The sequence below is a fragment of the Streptomyces sp. TAA486 genome (assembly GCF_000426165.1).
Window position 1 is genome coordinate 791,947 of record NZ_AUEV01000001.1, and the last position, 22,046, is coordinate 813,992.

22 protein-coding genes and 1 pseudogene are annotated in these 22,046 nt (G+C 67.7%); 6 read left to right on the plus strand and 17 right to left on the minus strand.

The window, feature by feature from the left end:
* Positions 1 to 128 precede the first annotated feature (128 nt).
* From I004_RS0103725 to I004_RS0103765, 8 genes are all read right to left on the minus strand, one after another.
* Positions 129 to 1,340: an acyl-CoA dehydrogenase family protein gene (locus I004_RS0103725; RefSeq protein ID WP_028434382.1), complete on the minus strand. Its 1,212-nt coding sequence runs from the start codon at positions 1,338 to 1,340 to the stop codon at positions 129 to 131.
* A 26-nt stretch (positions 1,341 to 1,366) separates the two neighbouring features.
* Entirely contained in the window at positions 1,367 to 1,924 is a 558-nt protein-coding gene (locus I004_RS0103730; protein ID WP_028434383.1) for a GAF domain-containing protein, read from the minus strand.
* Entirely contained in the window at positions 1,924 to 2,523 is a 600-nt protein-coding gene (locus tag I004_RS0103735; protein WP_028434384.1) for an ATP/GTP-binding protein, read from the minus strand. The genes I004_RS0103730 and I004_RS0103735 overlap by 1 nt, the downstream gene beginning before the upstream one ends.
* A complete protein-coding gene (locus tag I004_RS0103740) occupies positions 2,513 to 2,902 on the minus strand; it encodes a DUF742 domain-containing protein (protein ID WP_037974636.1) in 390 nt (129 codons plus the stop codon). Before I004_RS0103740 ends, I004_RS0103735 begins: the two co-directional genes overlap by 11 nt.
* Position 2,903: 1 nt before the next feature.
* A complete protein-coding gene (locus I004_RS0103745; RefSeq protein ID WP_028434386.1) occupies positions 2,904 to 3,377 on the minus strand; it encodes a roadblock/LC7 domain-containing protein in 474 nt (157 codons plus the stop codon).
* 45 nt (positions 3,378 to 3,422) lie between these two features.
* Entirely contained in the window at positions 3,423 to 5,129 is a 1,707-nt protein-coding gene (locus I004_RS32005) for an ATP-binding protein (protein WP_051344651.1), read from the minus strand.
* Positions 5,130 to 5,336: 207 nt separating this feature from the next.
* Complete coding sequence (locus I004_RS0103755; RefSeq protein ID WP_028434387.1) at positions 5,337 to 5,531, minus strand: hypothetical protein; 195 nt, start codon at positions 5,529 to 5,531, stop codon at positions 5,337 to 5,339.
* A gap of 722 nt (positions 5,532 to 6,253) precedes the next feature.
* Positions 6,254 to 6,547: a hypothetical protein gene (locus tag I004_RS0103765; RefSeq protein WP_028434389.1), complete on the minus strand. Its 294-nt coding sequence runs from the start codon at positions 6,545 to 6,547 to the stop codon at positions 6,254 to 6,256.
* A 261-nt stretch (positions 6,548 to 6,808) separates the two neighbouring features.
* On the opposite strand from I004_RS0103765, the gene I004_RS0103770 reads away from it, so the two are divergent.
* The 5 genes and pseudogenes from I004_RS0103770 to I004_RS0103785 all read left to right on the plus strand — a co-directional run bounded on the left by I004_RS0103770 (position 6,809) and on the right by I004_RS0103785 (position 11,170).
* Complete coding sequence (locus I004_RS0103770; protein WP_486579717.1) at positions 6,809 to 8,194, plus strand: NsdA family TPR-like regulatory protein; 1,386 nt, start codon at positions 6,809 to 6,811, stop codon at positions 8,192 to 8,194.
* 24 nt (positions 8,195 to 8,218) lie between these two features.
* Positions 8,219 to 8,791: a GNAT family N-acetyltransferase gene (locus I004_RS0103775; protein ID WP_028434391.1), complete on the plus strand. Its 573-nt coding sequence runs from the start codon at positions 8,219 to 8,221 to the stop codon at positions 8,789 to 8,791.
* A gap of 622 nt (positions 8,792 to 9,413) precedes the next feature.
* A pseudogene (locus tag I004_RS40100) lies at positions 9,414 to 9,548 on the plus strand (DNA-binding protein); the annotation flags it as partial.
* A gap of 123 nt (positions 9,549 to 9,671) precedes the next feature.
* Positions 9,672 to 10,649, plus strand: a complete 978-nt coding sequence (locus tag I004_RS37955) for a DNA-binding protein (protein ID WP_486579726.1) — start codon at positions 9,672 to 9,674, stop codon at positions 10,647 to 10,649.
* Complete coding sequence (locus I004_RS0103785) at positions 10,646 to 11,170, plus strand: flavoprotein (protein ID WP_037974638.1); 525 nt, start codon at positions 10,646 to 10,648, stop codon at positions 11,168 to 11,170. Before I004_RS37955 ends, I004_RS0103785 begins: the two co-directional genes overlap by 4 nt.
* Positions 11,171 to 11,415: 245 nt before the next feature.
* Here I004_RS0103785 and fxlM read toward each other — a convergent pair whose 3' ends face one another.
* The gene (gene fxlM / locus I004_RS0103790) at positions 11,416 to 13,743 is read right to left on the minus strand and encodes a methyltransferase, FxLD system (RefSeq protein WP_028434393.1); all 2,328 of its coding nucleotides are present in this window, start codon (positions 13,741 to 13,743) and stop codon (positions 11,416 to 11,418) included.
* 37 nt (positions 13,744 to 13,780) lie between these two features.
* Positions 13,781 to 13,939 (minus strand): hypothetical protein, encoded by a 159-nt coding sequence (locus I004_RS39365; RefSeq protein ID WP_158676993.1) that lies wholly within the window; start codon positions 13,937 to 13,939, stop codon positions 13,781 to 13,783.
* 686 nt (positions 13,940 to 14,625) lie between these two features.
* Here I004_RS39365 and I004_RS0103805 point away from each other — a divergent pair.
* A complete protein-coding gene (locus I004_RS0103805) occupies positions 14,626 to 15,657 on the plus strand; it encodes a phosphotransferase (protein ID WP_486579718.1) in 1,032 nt (343 codons plus the stop codon).
* Between the two features lie 14 nt (positions 15,658 to 15,671).
* On the opposite strand, the gene I004_RS0103810 is transcribed toward I004_RS0103805, so the two are convergent.
* The 7 genes from I004_RS0103810 to I004_RS32015 form a co-directional block, all read right to left on the minus strand.
* Positions 15,672 to 16,730 (minus strand): glycosyltransferase, encoded by a 1,059-nt coding sequence (locus I004_RS0103810; RefSeq protein WP_037974641.1) that lies wholly within the window; start codon positions 16,728 to 16,730, stop codon positions 15,672 to 15,674.
* Positions 16,727 to 17,614: a PIG-L deacetylase family protein gene (locus tag I004_RS0103815; RefSeq protein WP_486579719.1), complete on the minus strand. Its 888-nt coding sequence runs from the start codon at positions 17,612 to 17,614 to the stop codon at positions 16,727 to 16,729. Before I004_RS0103815 ends, I004_RS0103810 begins: the two co-directional genes overlap by 4 nt.
* Positions 17,615 to 17,627: 13 nt before the next feature.
* A complete protein-coding gene (locus I004_RS0103820) occupies positions 17,628 to 18,362 on the minus strand; it encodes a glycosyltransferase (RefSeq protein WP_028434398.1) in 735 nt (244 codons plus the stop codon).
* A 38-nt stretch (positions 18,363 to 18,400) separates the two neighbouring features.
* Positions 18,401 to 19,192: an aminoglycoside phosphotransferase family protein gene (locus I004_RS0103825; RefSeq protein ID WP_028434399.1), complete on the minus strand. Its 792-nt coding sequence runs from the start codon at positions 19,190 to 19,192 to the stop codon at positions 18,401 to 18,403.
* 68 nt (positions 19,193 to 19,260) lie between these two features.
* Entirely contained in the window at positions 19,261 to 20,169 is a 909-nt protein-coding gene (locus tag I004_RS32010; RefSeq protein WP_051344653.1) for a glycosyltransferase, read from the minus strand.
* A gap of 2 nt (positions 20,170 to 20,171) precedes the next feature.
* Positions 20,172 to 20,774 (minus strand): nucleoside/nucleotide kinase family protein, encoded by a 603-nt coding sequence (locus tag I004_RS0103835; RefSeq protein ID WP_028434400.1) that lies wholly within the window; start codon positions 20,772 to 20,774, stop codon positions 20,172 to 20,174.
* Entirely contained in the window at positions 20,771 to 22,018 is a 1,248-nt protein-coding gene (locus I004_RS32015; RefSeq protein ID WP_051344654.1) for an adenosylhomocysteinase, read from the minus strand. Before I004_RS32015 ends, I004_RS0103835 begins: the two co-directional genes overlap by 4 nt.
* Between the last annotated feature and the right edge of the window lie 28 nt (positions 22,019 to 22,046).

A 22,046-nucleotide genomic window follows, 5' to 3' on the forward strand; every position in this document is an offset into this window, starting at 1 on the left:
GTCACCCGCCCCGTGTCGTCGGGACGGCAGGCCCTTGCTCATGCGGGTTGATCTCCTTGTGCTTGCGGTGGTGCTTTTGCGCTGTTCGGCAGGGCCGCTTGGGGCTTGCTTCGGGCCAGCCAGTTGACTCAGGTGGCCAGGGCGGCTTCCGCTCGTTGGCTGGTGGTCAGGTGTGCGAGGCGCTCGGACCATTGGCCGCGGCCGGTGCCCAGTGCCATTTCGGCGAGGCGTAGGCGCTGGATGTCGGAGGTGCCGGCGGGGGCGTAGATGTGGTGGGCGTCGCGCAGGTACCGCTCGATGGGGCGGTCGGTGAACAGGCCGCTGGCGGCGTGGATCTCCATGGCTTCGCGGGCGGAGTCGAGGGCGTATTCGACGTTGATGAGCTTGGCGTTCATCAACTCCGCGTCGCACGGATTGCCGTGGTCGAGGAGGTGCACCGCGTGGTATGCGGCCAGGCGTGCCGTCATCAGCCGGGAGTGCATCTGGCCGAGCTTGAGCTGGATGTTGGTCAGGGCTGCGAGCGGCTTGCCGTATCGCTGCCGGTCACTCGCGAACCTGACGGTCTCCTCCAGGATCGCTTGGTGGATGCCGAGGGACACGGCCGTGAGGTTGGGCCGGCCGTACAGGGCGCTGGAGGAGTAGGCAACGGCCAGGCCGTCGCCGACGTCTCCGATCATGTTCTCGGCCGGTACGAGGCAGTGGTCGAGGACGAGTTCGCCGAAGCTGAAGCCGTGCAGGCCCATGGCCCGTGGGTGCGGTGTGAGGGAGAAGCCTGGTGTGTCGGATTCGACGAGGAAGGCCGTGAGGCCTTTCGAGCCCTGTCCGGTGCGGGCGACGACGCCGTGGACGTGGCCTATGTGGCTGTTGCCGACGTAGATTTTGCGGCCGTTGAGGACGTAGTGCTTGCCGCGGCGCTTCGCCTTGGTCTCCATGCCCAGGACGTGGCCGCCGGACCCGGGCTCGGTCACCGCGATGGTCGGCAGGCAGGACCCGTCGGCGAACCGCGGAAGCCACTGGCTCTTCTGCCCGTCGCTGCCGAAGTGGATGACCTTGGCGACGCCGAGCTGGGAGGCCTGCACCATGGCGCCCATCGCCCCACTGACACGGGCGAGTTCCTCGATGATCAGGGTCTTGGCGAGGTGGCCGGCCCCCATCCCGCCGTAGGCGGGATCTATGGTCGCGCCGATCCAGCCTTGCTTCGCGATCAGCGTCGGCAGGTCATGCTCGACCTCGGCTGCCGCTTCCATATCCGCGACGCGCGGGGCGACTTCGGCTGCCGCGAACTCCCGGACGGCTTGGCGTAGTTGGTCGTGCTCTTGGGTGAGGAACCTGGCCGACATCTCGCTTCCCTCTCTCCTGCTGTGGGTCAGCCTTGGTGTGGGTCGTCTGGGTTGCCGGCACGCTCGTAGATCAGCTGCATGAGGGCGTCCGCTCGGTCCTTGATCAGGGCGAGCGAGGCTTGCCCGGTCTCTCGTGGCAGCTGCTCAAGCCCGACGAAGCACACGGTGCCCAGCACGATCTCGGTGGCCGGGTCGATGAGCGGGGCGCCGGCGTAGGTGCGGATGCCGATCTTGTCGACGACGGTGTTGCCGGCGAAGCGTGGATGGGCCATGACGTCGGGCAGGACCAGGGACTTGCGGCGGTCGACGACCTCGGGGCAGTAGCCGTGGTCGCGGGGCATGGTCCGCCCGACGGCGGGCAGGTCGCCGCCGTCGCTGTGCAGGCCGACGAAGTGCTGTTCGTCGGCGGTGAAGAGGTTGACCATCGCGTACGGGACGCCCGCGTCGCGGGCCAGCTCCCTCGCGAACTGATCGAACTCAGGATCCGGCTTGCCCAGGCCCAGCGCGTTCTGGACACGTCGGCGCTCGGCGAGATCGGCGTCAGGAGTGGGCAGATGCAGACCGGCATCGGCATCGAAGGTCATCAGGGTGCTCCCGGGGCGTTGGTGGGTCGGCGGGTCGCGGCGGAGGTGAGGGCGTGGCGGACGAGGGCGAAGAGGACGGCGACGACGGAGCGTTCCTTGCGGGCGTCGCACAGCAGGACCGGTGTCTGCTGCGGTAATTCGAGGGCGTCACGGACTTCGTCGGGGGTGTAGTGGTAGGCGTCGTCGAACTCGTTGACGGCCACCACGAAGGGCAGGCCCTGCCGCAGGAAGTAGCCCACCGCGGTGAAGCTGTCGGCCAGGCGGCGGGTGTCGGCGAGGATGACGGCGCCGATCGCGCCGTGCGCCAGGTCCTCCCAGGTGAACAGGAACCGGTCCTGGCCGGGGGTCCCGAACAGGTGCAGCCGCATCGGCTGCGGCGCATCGAGGGAGATGCGGCCGAAGTCCATCGACACCGTCGTGGTGGTCTTCGCCTCCACGCCGGCCAGGCTGTCGGCCGCGCTGCTGGCGGTGGTCAGGAACTCCTCGGTCGACAGCGGAGGAATCTCACTGACGGCGCCCACCAGCGTGGTCTTGCCGACCCCGAAGCCACCCGCGACCACGATCTTCAGCGCCAGCGGCGCCCGGCGGTCAGGCGGCATCGGCGTCGGGAAACTTGTAGCGGAGCCCGGCAAGAACTGCCTCCAGGAGCTGGGTGTCGGCGTGAGGGGCATCAGGTGTGTCGGCGACGGGCACGGTCAGGGCGCCGGAGTCGATCAGGTCACTGAGGATGATCTTGGTGACCAGGACCGGCTGGCCGAGGTGCCCGGCCACCTCGGCGACGGAGCGGGCCTGGTCCTGGCACAGCGTCAGGGCGGCTTCCGCTTCCGGTACCAGGCCCGCCCGGCTCACCTCGGCTCTCGCCACGAGCTGGGAGAGCAGCCGCAGCGAGTGCCGAGGCGTGGTCCGCCCGCCGGTCAGTGCGTAGGGGCGGACGTCCTGCGTTTCCTCGTGGCTCCACACGTCGTCGCAAAGACCCATGTCACTGCCCGCGGCGGGTGGGGGTGGTCAGGTATTCGGCGACGCTGGAGGCAAGCTGGGCCATCTCGTGTCCGACCAGGCCCAAGTCGGCGTCTTGCGGGGTCAGAACGCCGAGCAGCGTGCTGACGGTGCCGGGGTCGGTCGTCCCCGGCACGGGCACTCCCCGGGGCAGGCCCGCTCCGGCACTCATGACGAACAGATGCCATTCGTCGCCTTCGACAAGAACCTGCCGCACGCCGCCGGGCCGGTTCGGGTCCTTGATCTTCCGGACGCCTTTGCCCAGCGAGTAGATACCGGAGGTGATGGCGGCCATGTTGTCGGCCTGATCCACCGTCAGTCCGGCCAGGGCCAGTCTCATGCCGTCCCGCGACGCCAGCATCGCGCTGTCCGCACCGGGTACCTTCTCCAGCCACCGCTCCAGCAGCCAGCTGAGGTCCTCACCGGGGTTCTGTGAGGTCGCGTCAGTCGTCGTCATGATCGATCTCCAAGGTCAAGAGCAAGAACAGGAGCGCGGCTGGCGTCACTCCGGCGCCTGCTCGCCGTCGTTGGTGGTGTCGGCTTCGGCGGCGTTGCGGCGGACACCGGCTACGAAACTCCCGATGAATCCGGCAGTCGCGGCGCCGACTGGTGCCTCGTGGTCGGCAGTTGGGGCGGCTCCCGGCGGTGGTGCTTCTTCGTGCTTGGGGCGGCGGGGGAGTGCCGGTCGGGCGTCAGCGCTTGGGGCCTCCTCCGCCCGGGAGTACGCGGAGGCCGATTCCTGCTGCGGTTGCGGCGAGGCCGCGTGGCTGATGCGGCGTGGCAAGGCAGTAAGAGAGGGCGCCACGATGTGGGAATCCGATATGGGCGTGTGAAGTGGTGAGCGATCTGCCGCGGGGGCGGGGGTCTCCGGGGGCAAGGGACGAGCCACCGGCTTGTGTGCCGGCTCCGCGACGTCGGCCATCGCGGGCTCTGTGCGCGGGGGAGGAGGAGGAACGAGAAGGGAGTGGGGCACCACCACCAGTGCCTGTGTCCCGCCGAGGATGTTCGGGCGCAGCTCAATGCGGATCCCGTGCCGCTGGGCAAGCCGGGCAACCACCAGCAGCCCGATGTGCCCTTGCTGAAGCTGTCCGCGCAGATCCACATCCTCGGGCGCGGCCAGCAAGCTGTTCATCTGCGCCAGCTTCTCCGGCGACATCGGCAGGCCACGGTCCTCGACCTCAACGACCAGCCCCGCAGGTACGGTCTCGGCCCGCACCAGCACGTGCTTGTCCGCCGGGCTGAACTTGGTGCCGTTCTCCACCAGTTCGGCCAGTAGATGGATGACCTCCGGCCCCGCATATCCGGGCAGCGCCAGCGCAGCGGCGTCCTGCCCCGGCTGCGGCACCCGGACGCGGGCGTAGTCCTCGATCTCGGCGACCGCCTGACGCAGCACCACCGCCAACGGCAGCGGCTGGGCCACGCGGCGTGGTGTCGCCCCGCCCAGGACGGCCAAAGATTCCACGGAGCGACGCGTCTGCGTCACCAAGTGATCAATACCGAAGAGCGCATGCAGAAGGTCGGGGTCCTCGGTGTCCTTCTCTACCGCCTCCAGCGCTGCCAACGCCCGGCTGACCAGGACATGCAGACGCCGGGCGATGTAGACGAACACCTCGGCGTTCTCCGCATCGACTGTCGGCGGCCGGTGCCCGGCCGCCTCGACCACCGCCTGCACCGCTTCGCGCCGGAACCCCTGCAGCAGTTGGTCGAGGTCCGGGAACGCGTTCCCCGTCCGTTGGCCAGCTCCGGACGGACCGGAGACTGTGGGGCGCTCGCCGGCCTCCACCTGCTTCAGAGTCCAGGCGACCTCGTCCCGGCCCGTCGCAAGGAGGGACTCGAATTGCGAGAGCCAGGCGTGAACCCGCGCGTCATAGTCCTCGCGCATCCGCTGCGACTCGGCCGCGGCCGCACGCCGGTCGGAATCACGAAGCCGCTGCGCCTCACCAGCGAGCATGGCTGCTCGACGGTCGGTGAGGTAGAGGACAAGCCCGCACGCCACAGCGGCTGCTGTCACCGTCCACACCGGCGGCAGGCCGGCCCCGGCATGCAGCAGCCAGCCGAGAGCCACCAGCGCCATCGCCGCCCCGGCCGGGCCCGCAGCAAGCAGACGAAGACGAGACAGCAGGTCGCCTTCGGCGGCACCGTCGAGGGCTGCTGTCAGGCCCGCGCCTTCAGTTTGGTTGTGGCGGTGCCTTCGGGAGCGGTCAGACATCGCTGCCTCCGGCAGTGTCGGTCTGGACCGGCAGCGCCGCGCAGTGAGCAGCAAAAAGACTCATAAAGACCTTCAGAACATGAGGAGTTACAACGGGCAGGGGCAGGGCGTGGCAACGGTGAAGGACCGCCGGGGCGCACCCATGGCGCGCCCGCGGGGGACGGGGCGCAGGAACCACAGGTGGCTGCCCGCCCCGGCGGCTGGCCTCTACAGGCGGATCCCCTCCAGCGCTTCCACCAGCGATTCCAGGAACTGACCCGTTCCGGGCCCCGCGCGGGAGCCGGCCAGGAAGAAGCCGAGAAGCACACACGCCAGAGCGTGAGCGAATCTCAAGCCCGAGGTCCGCATCAGGACCACCACCGCAGCCGACAGCAGCACAACCAGCGGAATTTGGATCACCATCAGACCACCCGGGGCTGCCCGTGGCGCTTCACACGGTGGACGCAATCGCACAGACCGCCGTGATCGGTGAGCACTCCCACCTGCGTTGCCACGCGGGGAGGGCACCACCAGGTCCGGGCGGGACACCCCGGCACTTCCGGGCACTCCAACGTCCAGGCCAGGTCCAGATGCTGGGTGAGCGGTGTATCGGCGGCACAGGCTGGCACGGGGACGCGCACCGTGCGGTGCCGCTCGCATGCCATCACCGGCCCCACCGTCAGCCCGTCCGCCGCCATGCGCTCCAGGGCCTGCGCTCCCACGCCGAGCGGCAAAACCACAACCAACGCCGCCAAAGCATCTTGCTGGGAGGGTGCCGGAGCGACCGACGGCTCGTGAGTCTGCGTAGGCGTGTGCATGGGAAGCGGCTTTCCTCGTGTAACAGGTCGAGTTCTTCGCGCCGGCACGTTCCTCCGGAGCCTCGTCGCACACCGCGCAGGACCCGGCCGGCATCCGGCCGGGCGCCAGAAGATGAGGTCGTTGGTGAAGGTCGGAGCCGCCGCACGGGCAGCGACCCCGACCCGGCTCCCGCCGCGCACCAGCGCTGATCACACCCGCGGGAACACAGGCGCCGCCTGGCGCGCTCAAGCGGCTGCCCTCACACCCCGCCCGCCTCCACAGCGAACGGGGCCTTCCGCCCGGTCCCGGGCCAGTCCAGGACCTCGGCGGGGCTTTCAAGATTCCGATCACGACCCATCACCCACCGGGAACAGGTAGACGACGTGCGCTTCGGAGCTGCCTTGCGAGCCTTGTGCTTCATCGAGCGATGCACACTCCGTGTCCGGGGTGCGGCCGGCACCAGCCAGAACTTCACGTGCCCTCTGGATGCTCTCGCCCGTCACCTCTGCACGGATGGAAGCGAGCCTGGTCAATTCGCTGTCCCGGCGATCACGTCCGCAGCCACCGTGCGCCGTGCGATTGGCGCCCGCACGTCCGGTCTGGTCATTGGTCGACAGAGAAGTGATCTCGTGAAGCGTCATGTCTGGCTCCTTGCGGAGTTCCGTCTGTGCAGCGTGATGAGTCCGGCACTGTCTGCGATGTGAGCTACGAGGATCGTGGCGGCCTCTCCTCATCGCTACCGTCAACGGGCCCTCACGTTTTCGGGCACCGAGGTGGTCCTGGCCCCATCGGACCCTCACGTGACCCTCATCTGGGTCGGGGAGGCCCGTGCGGCCTGTCGCTGACAGCGCGTCGGCTCTACCGTCGAACGCAACGCGCTGAACGCACAGGACGGACATGCGATGCCAACGCTGCTTCGACAGTTGCTTGTTCAGAGGAACTGGCAGAACTACGCAACTTTCCGAGCCCGCTTCGAAAGCGCGGCCCGGGAGTTGGCTCGTAGTCAGGAGGCCCCGCACCTTGCGGCCCTGTCCTTCTCGCCAGCCACATACGAGCGTTGGTGTTCGGGTCAGGTCACACCAGTTCCCGACGCACGGCTCGTGCTGACCCACATCTTCGGCTACTCCATGGAAGAACTCATGGGCCAAGTGACCGAAGCGAAGGCCGGACCAGTGGCCGCGAGGTCCGGGCGAGAGCCCGAGCAGGCCGTTCCAGCCGTCAGCGCGCAGTTCACAAGCCTCCGTACCAATCACGGTGCGGATGTGCACGAGATGGGAAGGCAGGCTGCAATGGCAGCACAACGGGCACTTCGGTTCGCAGTGGCGGCGGAGACTGGCCAGCTCGGCCAGGAGACGATGACGCACCTGGGTGAAGAAGTACGGCGTATCGCACGGGCCTATCCGTCGGTCCCCCTCACTGCGATCCTGAATGACCTCATCGAAACCCAGGACCTGACCTTCCGTCTCCTGGAAAGCGCACGGATGAAGCCAGGTCAGGCGCGCGAACTGCATCTGGTTGCTGCCCTGACCTCCGGCATGCTCGCCAAGGCAAGCCACGATCTGGGCGATCCCGACTCCGCGATGCGCCAGGCCCGAGCCGCATACATCTGCGCCGACCAGGCAGACCACCACGCCATGCGGGCCTGGGTCCGCGGACTGCAATCGCTCATCGCCTACTGGGCCGGCCGCGCAGGGGACGCCGTCAACTACGCATCCAACGGCGCCACTTCTTCCCAGCGCGGCACAGGCACGGTCAGCACATGGCTCGCCAGCCTCGAAGGCCGCGCCCACGCACTCCTCGGCGACACCGAATCCGTACGAGCAGCCCACGACAGCGCAGAACGAGCTGAGAACCGCACCGAGCTCGACGAGCTCGACGAGATCGGCGGCATCTTCACCTTCCCCCGACCCCGACACCTCTACTACGCCGCCGAAGCAGACGTCCTCTCGCCCGAACCCAGCCCCTCCGTCGAGGCACACGCCGAAGAAGCCGTCGCCGCATACAAGTCGGCCCCGCCCGAGCAGTGGGCCTTCGGAGACGAAGCCGGAGCCCAGACCAATCTGGCCATGGCCCGCATCGCCGCCGGCAACCTCGACGGAGCCGCCGAAGCAGTTCGTCCCGTCCTCGAACTTCCCCCGGACCAACACAACAACGGCATCATCATCAGCGCCCAACGCGTTCACCGTGCCCTGTGCCAGAGCACCTTGCGCAGCGCGGCGCCGGCGAAAGAACTGCGGGCCCAGATCGAAGCGTTTGCCTCGACCCCCGTGCGCGCTCTTCCCCGCTGAGCCACCTCGGTAGAGTCGCCGACCATGTATCCGGTCACCTACGCCAGCTCGCGTCTGGCCTTGAGAGAGCTGACCGTAGATGACGTAGACGCCGTCCACGCCATCTACGGCAGCCCCAAGGCCACAGAACACCTCTCGTTCGAACCACGCACCCGCGACCAAGTCGCCCACCTCATCGCCGGCGCGATGGTCTCCGCGACTGCCCAGCCCCGCACCGAGTACAACCTGGCCGCATGCCGAGCCGACGACGGAGCACTGATCGGCTTCGGGCGCATCGCCCGGGACCCACACGCCCAGCAAGCAGCAACCATGGGCTTCGCTCTCCACCCCGAGGCATGGGGAGTCGGCTACGGCACAGAGACCGCCCGCGCCCTGATCAGCCTCAGCCTCAACGAGTTGAAGCTGCACCGGGTATGGGCCGCACGAGCCCCGAAGAACATCGCCTCTGAGAAGACCCTCCTCAGCGCGGGAATGACCAAGGAAGGCCGCATCCGCCACCACGTCCATGTACGTGGCGCCTGGCGCGACTCCATCACATACTCCGCCGTGGCTGACGATTGGAATGACACCTTGACGTCGGCAAATAAGGAGAACTGAGCCAGCGCGATGGTCATACGTGTGACAGAGCGTCCCTGTCCGGCCTCGCTGGTAGGAGGGGGGCTGCCACACGAGCTCGGAGACCGTGGTCATTGCCGTTCCCCAACCAGCATGACGCCACTTCTCGGAGCCGGTTGAGTCTGCCCTGAGAAGTCACCTACCGCCTGTGCATTGTCAGCAGGAACATTGATGGATGCGTGATGCTCTTCGACAGGCCGCGCGCCACCAACTCCGTCGAACATCGCGGCGTGCAGGTTTCGAAGACTGTCGCCGTTCCCCCGATTCATGACTGCAGCGATTCCTAAGCGGGTGGTTCCACGCAGCGCCGGGCTGTCAAGCAGTGCGGACACCACAGACGCTTGAGGCGATCTGGCATTCGAGTGATCTGCTGGACCGGGCCGTGGCAGGGGCTGGGAATTGAGGACAGCACCTACCACCGGCGGGGCGAGCCCCACTTCAAACGCGGAGAGCGGCGTCCAGGCACCCGACTCTGTTGCCCCGGAAGTACTCGAAGTGGATCTCACAGCTACGCCTCCGCTACGTTCTGTACGTAGACGCAAGGTAGAGCCGGGTAGAACAGGTACGAGCACGCAAAGTGCGTGCTCCGCTGGGGGAGTTCGGCATGGAGACTGGGCGCGTCGGTCGACGCATCGCCTACTGGCGAGACCGAAGAGGCTTCACGCAAGAAGACTTCGGCCGACTAATGGACAGGTCACGGCGGTGGGTGCAAGACCTGGAGGGCGGGCATCGACAGGCCGATCCACGACTGTCGGTTCTGGAACGCGCAGCCGAGATCCTGCGCGTCCCCTTGGAGCAGCTGTTGACCGACGCACCCTCAACACCAGCCCAAGCACCCCCGCCTCCTACCGAAGTACGCGCTGTGCTCGACGTCCTGGACCGTCACGACGTACTCACAGGCACATTCACGTCCGGCGCGGAGCCTTCATCACTCGCCACGTTGCGCCGATCGCTGGCGTACTGTTGCGAGGCGTTCCAGGCGAGCCACTACTCCACATTGGGCAAGTCCCTCCCCGGCCTGCTGGTAGATGGCCATCGTGCAGTGGCTGACGTGGATGCAGGTTCTTCGTGTGAAGCGCACGCCGTGCTTTCCCGCGTCTATCAACTCACCGCCTCGTTCCTTCACAAGTACGGGAGCGAAGCAACAGTGGCAGGAGCACTGGCGGCTGAACGCGCGCTAGCAGCAGGCGAACGGGCTGAAGATCCCGTAGTCATCGGTGCAGCTTCACGACGTGTGGTGAAGAGCCTGATGTATCAGCACCGACCCAGCGCGGCCGTGCAGTTCGCCACTTCCGCAGCCAACCGGCTGCGAAGCGACCTATCCCGGATGGGGCCGCTCGGACTCTCCACCCTGGGAATGCTCTACCTCACCGCGGCCGTCGCCTCCTCCGCTCGCGCGCGGACCACGGCATCAGTCAACGCCGCGACAACACTTGTTGAGGAGGCGGAAGAAGCCGCCCGCTCCCAGGGCGAAGACCGCAACGAGGACTGGACAGCCTTCGGGCCCACCAATGTGCACCTCCACCGGGTCGATGTGCTGGTACGTGTGGAGGACGGCTTGTCAGCTTTGGAAGCGGCCGACGCTCTTGACGCCGGGGCATTTGCCACTCTTACCCGGGAACGGCGCGCCCAGCACCTCATCTCTACGGCGCGCGCATCACTGTTGACCCGACGCAAGAACGAAGCCGCAGCCTCGCTGCTTGAGGCGGAGCGACTCGCACCTGAAGAAGTGCGCAGCAGGCCAACGGCGGTGAGACTCGTCCAGGACATCGTTGGAGTAACCCCCGTCCCGACGGGAGAGTTGCGCGCCCTTGCACAGCGCTGTGGACTCCGCGCATGACGGGAATTCTCTATCTGATCGCCTGCGCAGCCGGTCCCGCTCGGTTCATCGACGACGGCGTCCGCAGGGCCAAGGGGAGAGGTTGGGATGTCTGCCTCGTGTTCACCCCCTCCGCCGCACGCTGGTGGGAGGGGCGGATCGGAGAGCTGGAAGACCTGACCGGCCATCCCGTACGTTCGCAGTACAAGTTGCCGTGGGAGAGCGACGCTCTACCAAAGGCCGAGGCGATGCTCGCTGCCCCGCTGTCGTGCACCAGTCTGAACAAGTGGGGCGCCGGGATCGCGGATACCCTCGCGCTCGGCCTCGTCACTGAGGGCGCCCACATGGGCGTACCTGTCGCCGCGATGCCCTACTTCAACCAGGCACAGGCTGCCCAGTTGGCCGTCCCTCGTAGCATTTCGGCACTCAGGGAACAGGGCGTCCGTGTGCTGCACGGGGCGGAGGGATACGAACCTCACCCGCCGAAGCAGGGCACCCCTGAGGACTTCCCATGGGAGACGGCGCTGGATGCGATCGCTTAGCTTTCAGTCTCCGGATCGGCCCATCAGGCGCTGGCACTAACACAGTTGAGGCAACAGCGGTGTGTCGCCCCCCTGCCGTCCATTGAGCGGCGCCATCGCTGGCCGCGGCCGGCAATACTTCTCCTTCACTCCGACACTCGCACGGAGACCTGGCACCCTGCTTCTTCGGAGCGTCGGGCCGCCTGGAGAGCTTCTTGTGTCCGTGGCCTTGATCGATCCGACAGCGTGGCCAGAGCCTCCGTCACTCACGGGCGCTGCTCTTCGAGGACCTCCGACCGGTCTCTGATTGGCCGACCTGGCCACTGGAAGACCAGACGGGAGGATGCCTTGTCGAGTAGGTCTCCGGCGGGGAGTTCGTGATCAGAGGTGCCCGTCGGGTGAACGGCCATCGCCGGATAGCCGACCCCGCGTACGTGCTGGTCCCAGTCCTTCACGCAGGAGGCGAGTCGTTGAGCCAGCTTGGGTGCGGCCGGGCCGAAGGCGTGGGCGACGAATTCCGAGCGGCGTTCTTCGGCGGTGTCCCCGTCGCGGACCTGCACGTGGGTGAGGTAGGCCAGCGAGCCGTCGCCGACGATGGTGGCCGCGTCCGCGCCGCGGGGAACGGCCGTGGTGCCGGAGTGGCGGGAGGGGTTGTGGGCGAGGCGGCAGAAACCGGGCACGGTGGTGGCGGCGTAGAGCTGGAGGGTCTCGAAGCTCTCCATGCCGGCGACGGTGATGCCCGTGGGGACCTCGTGCCGTGGCATGCGGAGTGCGGCGTCCAGGCCGGCCGGATCCGGTGGTGTGCTGTCCTCGTGACGCAGGTGGAGTTCGCCGTCGAGGAGAGGAATGGTCGGGGTGGTGCGGGAGCGGGTGCCGCGGTCGCGCACGAATCCGCAGAACGTCCAGTGCCGCGCGTGCAGAACGTCTCCGCGCCGTTGGAAGGTGATGGCGCGGGTGTAGCCGTGGATCTCCAGCGGCAGGACGAGGCGTCGCCCCTCGGCGAGCTGGCTGCGCCAAGCGGGCGCGATGTCCCAGCAGTTGTGGGTGATGAGCATGCCGTCGAATCCGCCTGCGGGGACGTGGTCGGGGGCGCCGAGGTTGCCGTCGCCGAGTGCGGCTGTGACCCGGCCGCTGCCGGCTTCGGTGGTCAGCCTGCGGGTTCGGTGGATGACGTAGGGGTCGAGGTCCACGGTGACGACCCGGCCGGCTGGGGCGGTGACGGCGGCGATCAGTTCGGCGTTGTAGCCGCCGGAGCCGGCTTCGAAGACGGTCATGCCCGGCTCCAGGTGCAGGTGCTCGATCATGTCGGCTTGGAGCCAGACGGCTGAGACGGAGCTGACCGCCTTCCCGTCCTCGTCGCGGCGGGTGACGATGGCCAGGTCGTCTTCGTAGGCGGTGGCGAGCGGGGACTCGGGCGTGAAGCGGTGACGTGGCACCGTTCGCAGCGCCTGCATGACGTGCGGCGATTTCACCCAGCCCTGAGCGCGCACGGTCTCTGCCGTCGCGTGACGCAGCCGTACTGCTTCGGCGGGCTCGCCGTCGACCCGGGGCGGGGCGATGGTGTGGGGGTAGGAGTGCACGGGGGGCAGGCCGGGCAGCACGCCGGGCCAAACAGCCTCCAGGGCCTGAGCGGAAGGTGCGAAGATCGGCCCGAGACTGGCCAGGGTGTGCAAGTCGTGCCACTCCCAGCGCGTGATGTGGTGCGGCTCGCGCACCTCCGGCGCACCGGTCCAGGCGGTGACGCGAACGATGGCGGTGAGGCGGCGGACGTCGCCGCGGTCGTCGTGGTGGATCGCGATCAGGTGCGCATTGGCGAGACCGCATGTCAGGCTGGTCTCCTCTGCCAGTTCCCGTACGGCTGCTTCCTGCGCGGACTCACCGGTCTCGATGCGGCCGCCGGGCAGCTCCCACATGCCGTGAGTCGAGAGCCCGAGGAGAACCCGTCCGGCAGCGTCGGTGACCACGGCGCACGCGCCGAGGACCGCCTGCGGGTGCGGACGCTGCTTCTTCTCCACTGCTTCGAAGGTGCCTTCGAAGCTTCGCAGGATCAGGAAGGCGAGGCCCTCCGCGTCGCACCGCTCGACGTGTTCCCAGCCCGCGGTAAGCAGACTGATCTCGTCTTCGTCGAGAGCGATGTTCCGACGCTTCGGCGGTGTGCTCGCTGCCAGCGGCGTGATGACCACCAATGCGCCGCCGGGTCGCAGCCTGCTTGCCAGAGCGCGCACCGCGCGGGTGCGGTCGCCCAGGAAGGCGTACATCAGGCGCATGGTGATCAGGTCGTAACCCTCACCGTGCAGTTCAGCCGGATCGTCGTGCTCGATGTCCAAGCACAGCCACCGCACGCCGTCGACGCCTTCTTGTTCCTTGCGGGCGCGTTCCACTGCGGCTTCGGCGAAGTCGAGGGCGTCGACTTCGTAGCCGAGCCAGGCGAGGTGGGCGGCGAGTTCGCCGGTGCCGCAGCCGACCTCCAGCGCCCGCCCGCCGGCGGGGGCTGGGGTGTGCCGGGCGAACAGGTCGCGTTCCACGTCCCGTAGCGGTCGGAAGCCGTTGCCTTCGTCGTAGTGCTTGGACCAGTCGGCTCGGTCGTATGCCACGGGTGCGCTCCTCATCAACAGTCGGTGGACGGGGTGTTCAGCGGTGGTCTTCGGCGCGCAGACGGGTCAGGGTGCGGCGTCCGCGCTCGCGCAGTTCGGGGTCGCCGTGCTGGATGCTGGAGAGCGCATCGAGGGCGGAGTCGACGGCCAGGTGCTGTTCTTCGGCCCGGGTGCGCTTTCGGCCGTAGTCGGCCATGAACACGTCGCACAGGCCCGGCCGCCCAGTCCAGGAGTCGGAGCGGCGAACAGGTCCCGGATGGCGGGAACCGGCTCGCTTCGTTCGATTCCAGTCAGAGTGGACGTGTGAGCAAGTGCAGGCGCCACGGCGTCCTTCGTACGGATGGGCGAGTGGTACAGGTGCTCTAGAAACGGCCCCACGGGCAGCTCCGTAACGGGGTGTTCAGTGGACATGTGTTCCAATGTGCGGTGCGAGCCGGTCGTGAGGCATTGGAGGGTTGTGCGGGTCATTCGAACGGGGTCGAGTCCCCCGGACGGGGGATTGCACGTAGGCGCTCCCGGGCTGCGGGTGGGGTAAGAGGGAACCTCTCCTGGCTCCGCCTCGAGCTGACGCAGCGTGAGGGTGATGACGTCCGGCCTGTAGGCGCAGGAGATCAGCGTCCCGCCGACGTCGTGCTCAACGTCCACCACCGTGTTGACGCAGGCAGCATGCGACATGCCGTCGCCTCGAAGATTTGCCGGGGCACGGTACGTAGCGTGGGCTCGGTCTCGAGTGTGGGGTCCTGGCGGTTGGCCTTGATCTGGTCGAGCAACGCCTTGTGCAGATGGGCAGCAAGAGTGGCGGGACCGGAGTTCACCATTGCTACCTCGTTCGCGAGGACAAACAGGGCGTGAGGCCCGTAGATGAGCCGGTAGCCTCCTGGAGTGACTGATGAAGAAACCGAACTGCCTCAGCCGCACGACCTGTTGGCGGTGGCGGATGCCTACGAGCTCGGGAAGGTGCGCTCGGTGCGGTATCTCGCCGAGGGCTTGCTGAACCGGAACTGGAAGCTCGACACCGCCAAGGGCTCGTTCGCCCTCAAGGAAGTCGTCAACACCCCGGTAGAGAAGCTGAGCCGTAGTCTCACGGTGCTCAGTACGCTGGAAGCCGCCGGCCTCCCCGTATGCGCCCCGTACCTGAGCGTGACGTCCGAGCCGCTCGTGACCGTAGGACACCGCAGCTACTGCCTGCTCCCTTGGGCGAACGGCACACACCGACAAGGGGCTGAGCTTCACGGGAACGAGGCGCGCGCGCTCGGATCGTTGCTGGGGCGAATCCACCGCGGCCTGGCCGAACCCGCCGTCCCCCTCGGGCCCGTGGGTGACCGGCCAAGGGCCAAGGTCACAGCGCCCGAGGCGGCGCTCGCAGAAGCCGATCGGTTTCTCGGGGTGATCGCGCGGTTGGACGTGCCGGGCCTGTTCGACCGGGCGACGGAGCGCGCGCTGCATCTGCGCAAGAGGCTCATTGTCGAGCATGCCGCTCGGCGCCCGGCGGGCGAGGCGCCCTACGGGCCGTGGGGATGGACTCACGGCGATTTCCAGCCCCTGAACGTGCTGTGGCGCCAGGGCACGGTTATCGCCGTCCTCGACTGGGACCGCTTGGGCATCCGCCCCTATGCGGAAGAGGTCGTGCGTACCGCGCAGGTCCAGTTCGGAACTGCTGACGGGCACCTCAACCTCAGCTTGGTAGCCGCGTTCGTTGCCGGCTACCGCTCGGAGCGTGACCTGGCCGAGGAGGACTTGGCGGATGCCGTCGAGCGGCTGTGGTGGAAGCGGCTGACGGACTACTGGCAGCTCCAGTTCCACTACGACAAGAACGACGTCGGCGCCGATGCGCTGTGGGAGTCGGGCGAGCGGCTGATCCAGTGGTGGACCGAGAAACGCGACACCGTACGCGTCGCATTCGCCGGCCGCTGAGCACGGCAGGCCGTTCATGAGGGGATGACTCCGGCAGCTGCGAGTTCCGGCAGGCATGGGCGCAGCAGCCGTTCGGCTCGAGGACGGGTGTGCTGGCGCAGGGCGTCGAGTTCGCAGTGCGTGAGCGCGCGGATACGCGCGGCCCAGGCTCCCGCAGTGGCGTCGGTGTCCATCAGTAGCCCGGGGTGTTCTACGGCTTCCGGAATCCCGCCCCGTCGGGCTCCGAGCGTGGGAAGTCCGATGAGCCCGGCTTCTACGATGACGCGGGGGAAGGCGTCCTCGACGAGCGACGGCACAAGAAGGAGCTGGTGCCGGGCATAGAGGCTGCTCATGTCGTACGTGCGCGGCACGTACGTGACGTTGGAGTAGTGGGCGAACTCGGCAGAGGTGTCCCACCAGCCTTCTACCAACGTGAACTGCCGTTCCGGCATCTGGGCGATGAGCTGGTGCAGGAGTGTGGAGCCTTTGGCCGGCACGGGATTGACCATGAGCAGATCACGATCGCGGCGTAGGGACCGTCCCGCGGGGGCGGTGAAGGGTGGGTAGAACAGCACGTTGTTCTGCGCCCCTTGGGTGCGCCCGAGCACGAACTGCGAGGTCACCAGCGCATGGTCCGGTCTGCCGTCCAGGACGTGCATGCCGGTCCTCGACACCGAGTGCAGCCAGCCGGCCACCGTGGTCCGTGCTCGCGCCAGGCGCACGAACTCGGCGGAGCTTTCCTGTGAGGTGATGACGAGCTGCGGAGAGAGCGTTTCGAGACTGCGCTCCAACTCGGAGGAAAGCCGGTCGCGCGGGAGAGCGCGGACGCGGACGCCGTTCCAGGTGTAGGTGACCGCATCCTTCGCGTCCGAATGAACGTAGGGCACGCCGAGTTCGTCCAGGTGACCGAGCATGGACGGCAAATCCGAGGTCTCGCTCCACGGCGGCTCGTGGCTGGCCAGATACACGGTGGACCATCCGGCAGCGGCGAACTCCTCGGCGAGGAGCTGCTGAGAAACCTCCGCGCCGCCGATGAGGAACGGCGGGGGAATGCGTCTCCAGACGAACACCACGGAGCGCTCCGGCGTCGTCATGATGCTTCCAGGCGGTAGAAGCGCTCGGCGAACCGGGCGTAGCCACCGCGCTGACGTAGGGGTGCGGCGATCGTCCAGGCGTAGCGCAAAGGGCGGTACAGCGCCGCGTCGGGCTGGAGTTGGGAGGCGTGCAGGCGGAGCAGCGTGAACTTGTCGAGCAGTGCCGGGGTGATGTCGTAGATCTCCTCGGTCAGGCTGTCGCCTACCCGTTCTCTGAACAGCTGCTGATCGTCCACGGACAGCCCGTAGGTCGACCAGAACGCAACGTCCTCCCAGAACCATTGGCACCCCAGTCGCTTGGCCGCCTCGTGCACAAGAAGATGATCGGGGTGGCGGGTGACCGCGGCGGGGGCGAGGAGTTCAGCATCGCCCAGGCCGTCCAGAGCGTTCTCCAGCTCTTGCGTGATCTTGTTCAGGACAGCCGGGTCGTACGGGGCGTAGGGGGGGCGTGCGTCCGCGTGACCGAGTTGGAGGTGACGGGCGGCGAAGACGCGGAGCGCTTCTTCTGCTTCGATGGCGCGCAGCCTCGAGACGGCGGACTCGTCCGGGTACTGCTGACGTGCTGCACGGTGCACGGTGTTGGAGCGGGTGAAGACCGTGATCACTGTCGTCGGGCGGGCGCGGGCGAGCAGCATGCCGCTCGCCGACAAGGCAAGGTCGTCGTGGTGCGGTTCGATCACTATCAGCGGCCGCTCCTCCTGATGGGGTCGTTGGATCAGGAAGCGGTTGCCGGTGAACGGCGCGGTCACGTCGATGACCGAGGTGTCACCGTCGCAGGCCCGGGCCTCCAGCAGTTGTTGGTGGCTGTGGTGGGCTTCGAGCAGAGTCTGGGGGAAGGTGTAGATGCCCTCGGCATCCGGTTCGGGAAGGTCGATCAGGGGCACGGGGGTTGTCACCTCAGCGGACGGTGTTGTCGTACCAGCCCCGCCAGAAGCGGCGGGAGCGGGGGAAGAGCTGGGCGGTGACCGGGTTCGTGTACCAGATCATTCGCCAGCTCGACCAGGTCTCGAAGCGGCGTGGGGAGGGTCGAACGCGCAGGTGGTCGAGGGAGATGACCGGGACCTGCGTACGCCTGCCCAACCGCGTCAGGCGCCGGAAGAACTCGACGTCCTCGCTCATGTAGCGATCAGCGCGGTAGCCGCCGATGGTGTCGAAGGCGCGGCGGGTACAGAACTGCGTGACGCCCTGCGCGCCGCCGCGTATCGCCCGGATGCCGCGCCACAACCCGAAGAGCATCCGGGTCGCTGGCTTCGTCGGCTCGTACAGGGCGGGGATCGCGCCGCCCACGGTGGTGCCCGTGTCCATCGCCGCGACCGCGTCGGTGATGCCGTCCTCCGGGAAGTCGACGTCGGCATCGATGAAGATCAGGTATCCGCCCTTTGCGTGGGCAGCACCGGTGTTGCGGGCAGTTCCGATCCCGCGCACCGGTTCGGTGATGACCGTCGCGCCCAGGCGCAATGCACAGGCGGCGGTGGCGTCGTTGCTGGCGTTGTCGACAACGAGGACTTCCGCGGTGTGCCCGCTGGCCTGTTGAAAGCGGGCCACGGAAGCCAGCACTGTTGGGAGGTAGATGGGTAGGTACTTCTCCTCGTTGTAGGCGGGGATGATCACGGAGATCGCCGGATCGGTCATTTGCGGCCTTCCAAGGGAGCAGCGGCGTGTGCGGTGCGTCAGGAGAGCGAGAGGCGTCGTCGCCACAGGGCCTCGTGCCGGCCCTCACCGCGGCCGGCGTAGTACCAGCCGCGGACGCATTGCACGGTGATCAGACGGGCCAACAGGCCGGTGTCGACCGGGCGCGCGTACGCGGCAAGGAGCTGCTCAAGGTCGACAGGGGTGAAGGCGTCGGTGGTGACGGCGGTCTGGGCGAGGTCCCATTCCGGGACCGCGGGTCCGATCTCCTCGAAGTCGATGACCGCGAGTCCATACGGGCCGTGAAGTCGGCGGGTGACGATGTTGCGCAGGTGGAGGTCGCCGTGGCAGAGCATCGCAGGCCGTTCCGCTACGAGGCTGATCGCCTCGACGAACGCATCCGCCGTCGCGAGACGCATCGGTTCCGGGAGCCGGGCGGCGAGCGACGTGAGGCGTTGCGCGAGAGGTGGCGCGGCCACGGCTGAGTCATACACCGGAAGTTGGTGGAAGGCGGCGAGGAGCTCTCCGGTGCTGTGCAGCGCCGACGTGCGCGACATCTGGCCTTGGCGCACAGCGTGGTGGAGAAGCTGATTGCCCAAGTCCTCGGTGACGAGCGCAGTGGCATCCGCGCCCGGTACGGCGCCACATCCCACCACGGCGGGAACAGAGAACGTGGTTGGCAGCAATCCGAGGTGCTTCAGAGCCTCATGCTCTCGCTGCGCCCTCCACTGTGCCCGGCCCCGGTACAGCTTGACGATCAAGCTGCGGACCGACGGTGCAGCAGTAGTGATGCGGTAGACGGCCGAGCCGGCGTTGTTCGTGAGCTTCTGCACGCTCCCTGGCTGGGTGCCGAGAAGCGTGCGGCACGCGACGTCGAGAGTCGACGGTGGAAGCGCCGGCCTCATGCGGTCACCCGGAACCGCGGGGAACTGATGCTGTGGTCACCGAGTCGGTCGACCATGCGCAGAGTCTGGGCCAGCGCTGCCCGGTACAGCCGTACGTCGCTGGTGGGCGGGCAGGTGGTGAGCCAGGGCTTGGCGCTGCCGACGAAGTGCAGGACGGCCGTGTCCGTCGCGCACGGCGGGCGGCTGGTGTAGCGGCGTGGCCAGTCGCTGCGTTCCAGGAACCGCGCGAGTTCGAACCGGTTGTAACGGGCCTCGACCTCTGTCACGGGTGCCGTGGCGGTGGCGGCCCAGAGGTTCAGGGCGTCCTGGTCGTTGTGGAAGATGTACTGCTTGCCCGTCTGAAGCGCTGAACGCACCCCGCTGCGGATCGTGCTCAGGGTGCTGGTCGTGGTCCACCACATGCCTGCGTTGTAGTACGGCAGTCCGCGCAGTTCCGGCCGGTCATCAACGAGGCTCGGGAGTGCCTGGCCTCGGTAGCCGATGCGCGGATTGAACTCATCAACGGCCAACCCGAGTTGGCCGAGTTGGCCTTCGCGAAGGTGTGTGAGGGGAGCGGCCGGATCGTCGAGTATGAGTGTGTCGGCGTCGACGTAGATCAGGTAGGGCCGCTGCACGAACTCAGGAGTGAAGGCGAACCGCAGGTACGAGGTGACGCTGATGTAGTCCGTGTCGGTCATGACCGCGTTGCGGGGCGGCGCGGCCCACCTGAGGCCGAAGGATCCGAATCCGGCTCTGCGGACGACGTCCGCGAGCGTGGCTGCGTGTTGTCGCGTCAGGTCCAGCGTGAGGACGCGGATGGCGGCCTGTCGGCGTTCGGCTGGCTGCAGCGCCTCGGCGAGTGAGCTGACGGTGACCAGGGCAGGGAGCAGGTACTTCTCGTCGATGCAGAAGCCGTACGCGAGCACGGTCAACCCCCCATCCCGTGTTGCTCGATTTCTTTTCGGGCCACGCGGGGTAAGTCGTCGGGGCTCAGATCGGCGTCGATCCACACGACGCGCTTAGTGACCGGCTCGGCGAAGTGGTCGTAGAAGTGCGTCGCGAAGTCCTCGGCGTAGTAGAGCGGCGGCACTTCAGGACGTCTTTGCCCCCGGAATGCGAGCTGCTCGGGAGACGCGACGAGAAGCAGGGTCAGGTCAGGGACCACCACCGCGCCGGCCGCGCACCGTTCCTGGACCAAGGACCGGGCAGGGGCCTCCGCGTTCAGGCCCTGGAGGTGGCCAACCGCCCGCAGGTGACCGAGCGTGGTATCGACGCTGCGGTCCATGATCACCATGCCCTTACGGCTCACCACGTCTGTGGCGAGGCGCAGGCGCTCCTCCTCGACGGCCAGGTGCACGCGTAATGCCTGGAGGAGTTCCTCCTGGCTGTGGGCAAGCGGCCTGCCAAGCAGCCGCGGGTCCTTCGCCACGTGCTGATAGCAGCCGACCGTTTCGGTCTCCAGGCATTGTCCGAGACTCCTGGCAAGCGTGGTCTTGCCGCTGTTGCTCACCCCCTCTATCGCCACGATCACCGGAGGGCTCCTTCCTCGGAAGCCGCCGTCGCGGGGGCGGGGGGGCTGCCGGTGGGTTGGAAGGCGTCCAGCCAGGCGGAGGCGATCTCGGCGCGGGTCTCCTGCGGCACCTCATGCAAGCCGGGCTCGTGCGGAAGGGTCACCAGCCGGGCCGCAGCCGCGATGATCTCAGCCTTGATCACATGGATCGCCGGCCCGATGGCGGAGGTGTGCAGGAAGTTCACGGCGTTCCCGCTGCCGAGCAGGCTGAACGAGCGGCCGGCACGCATATACCGGGCAACGCCAGGCACCACATCATCCCGCTCGAACCCGCTATGAAGGCTCTCAAGGCCAGCCAGGTCGAACTCGTCGTCAGCCGACGTTGCCCCGGCAAGGAACGCGCCATCGCGCAGACAGGCCAGCTCAGCCATGCCGATCGCCCGGCTCCCCGTGGCACTGAATACCAACTCGGCTTGCGACAAGGCGTCGTGGAAGGCAGCGCGGCCGTAGCCGGCCGCAACGGCCTGGGCCTGGCGGATGGGGTCGCGGTCGTGCACCATTACACGGACATGCCGGGCATGCAGTGCGGCTGCGATCCCCATGCCGATCTTGCCGAATCCGAGCACGGTGGCTTGCCGTCCGGGCATCACCTCGCCGAGACGGCGCAGAAGGGTCTCCACCGAGAAAACGATCGCCTCGCCGACGAGCCGGTCCTCGGGTTCCTTCAGCGGGCTGCGAGCCACGCTGTAGACGGGGCAGGGCAGATCTGGCAGCGCGAGGTAGCGTCGTAACCCGTTCTCGGTGTCTTCCACCACGCCGCGGATGAGGCCCTGCAGCGTCCGGCACACCTCGGCGAGAGCGGGAGCAAAGTACCCGCCGATGTCCACGAGAACCATCGGCCGGCCATCCGCCCGGTCCTCCAAATAGGACGCGAGCCAATCCGGGTCCGAAAAATGGCCGCGGTCGAGCGAATCGAGTCGGTAGGTCTCCGACACCACATCCTGCGTGCGCCGGTCGGCTGACTTCGGCTTGGGCAGCACAGCACCGACCTCGGCAACCCGCCCGAGTGCGGGGAGGAAATGCATCTGGCCCGGCAGCACGTGCGTGACTACCAGGCTGACGGCCTCGCCTCTGGGCAGCCCGGAGGCAAGTGCCGCGAAGAACGCATCAGCCGCGATCGACGGTGGGCGGGGTACAGATCCGATCCTCGAGCGCTGCGGGGAGGAGGGCTCAACCATCGAGGGGGGCTCTACCGTGGCGGTCAAGAAATTCCTCCTGCTCGTAGTTCAGGCG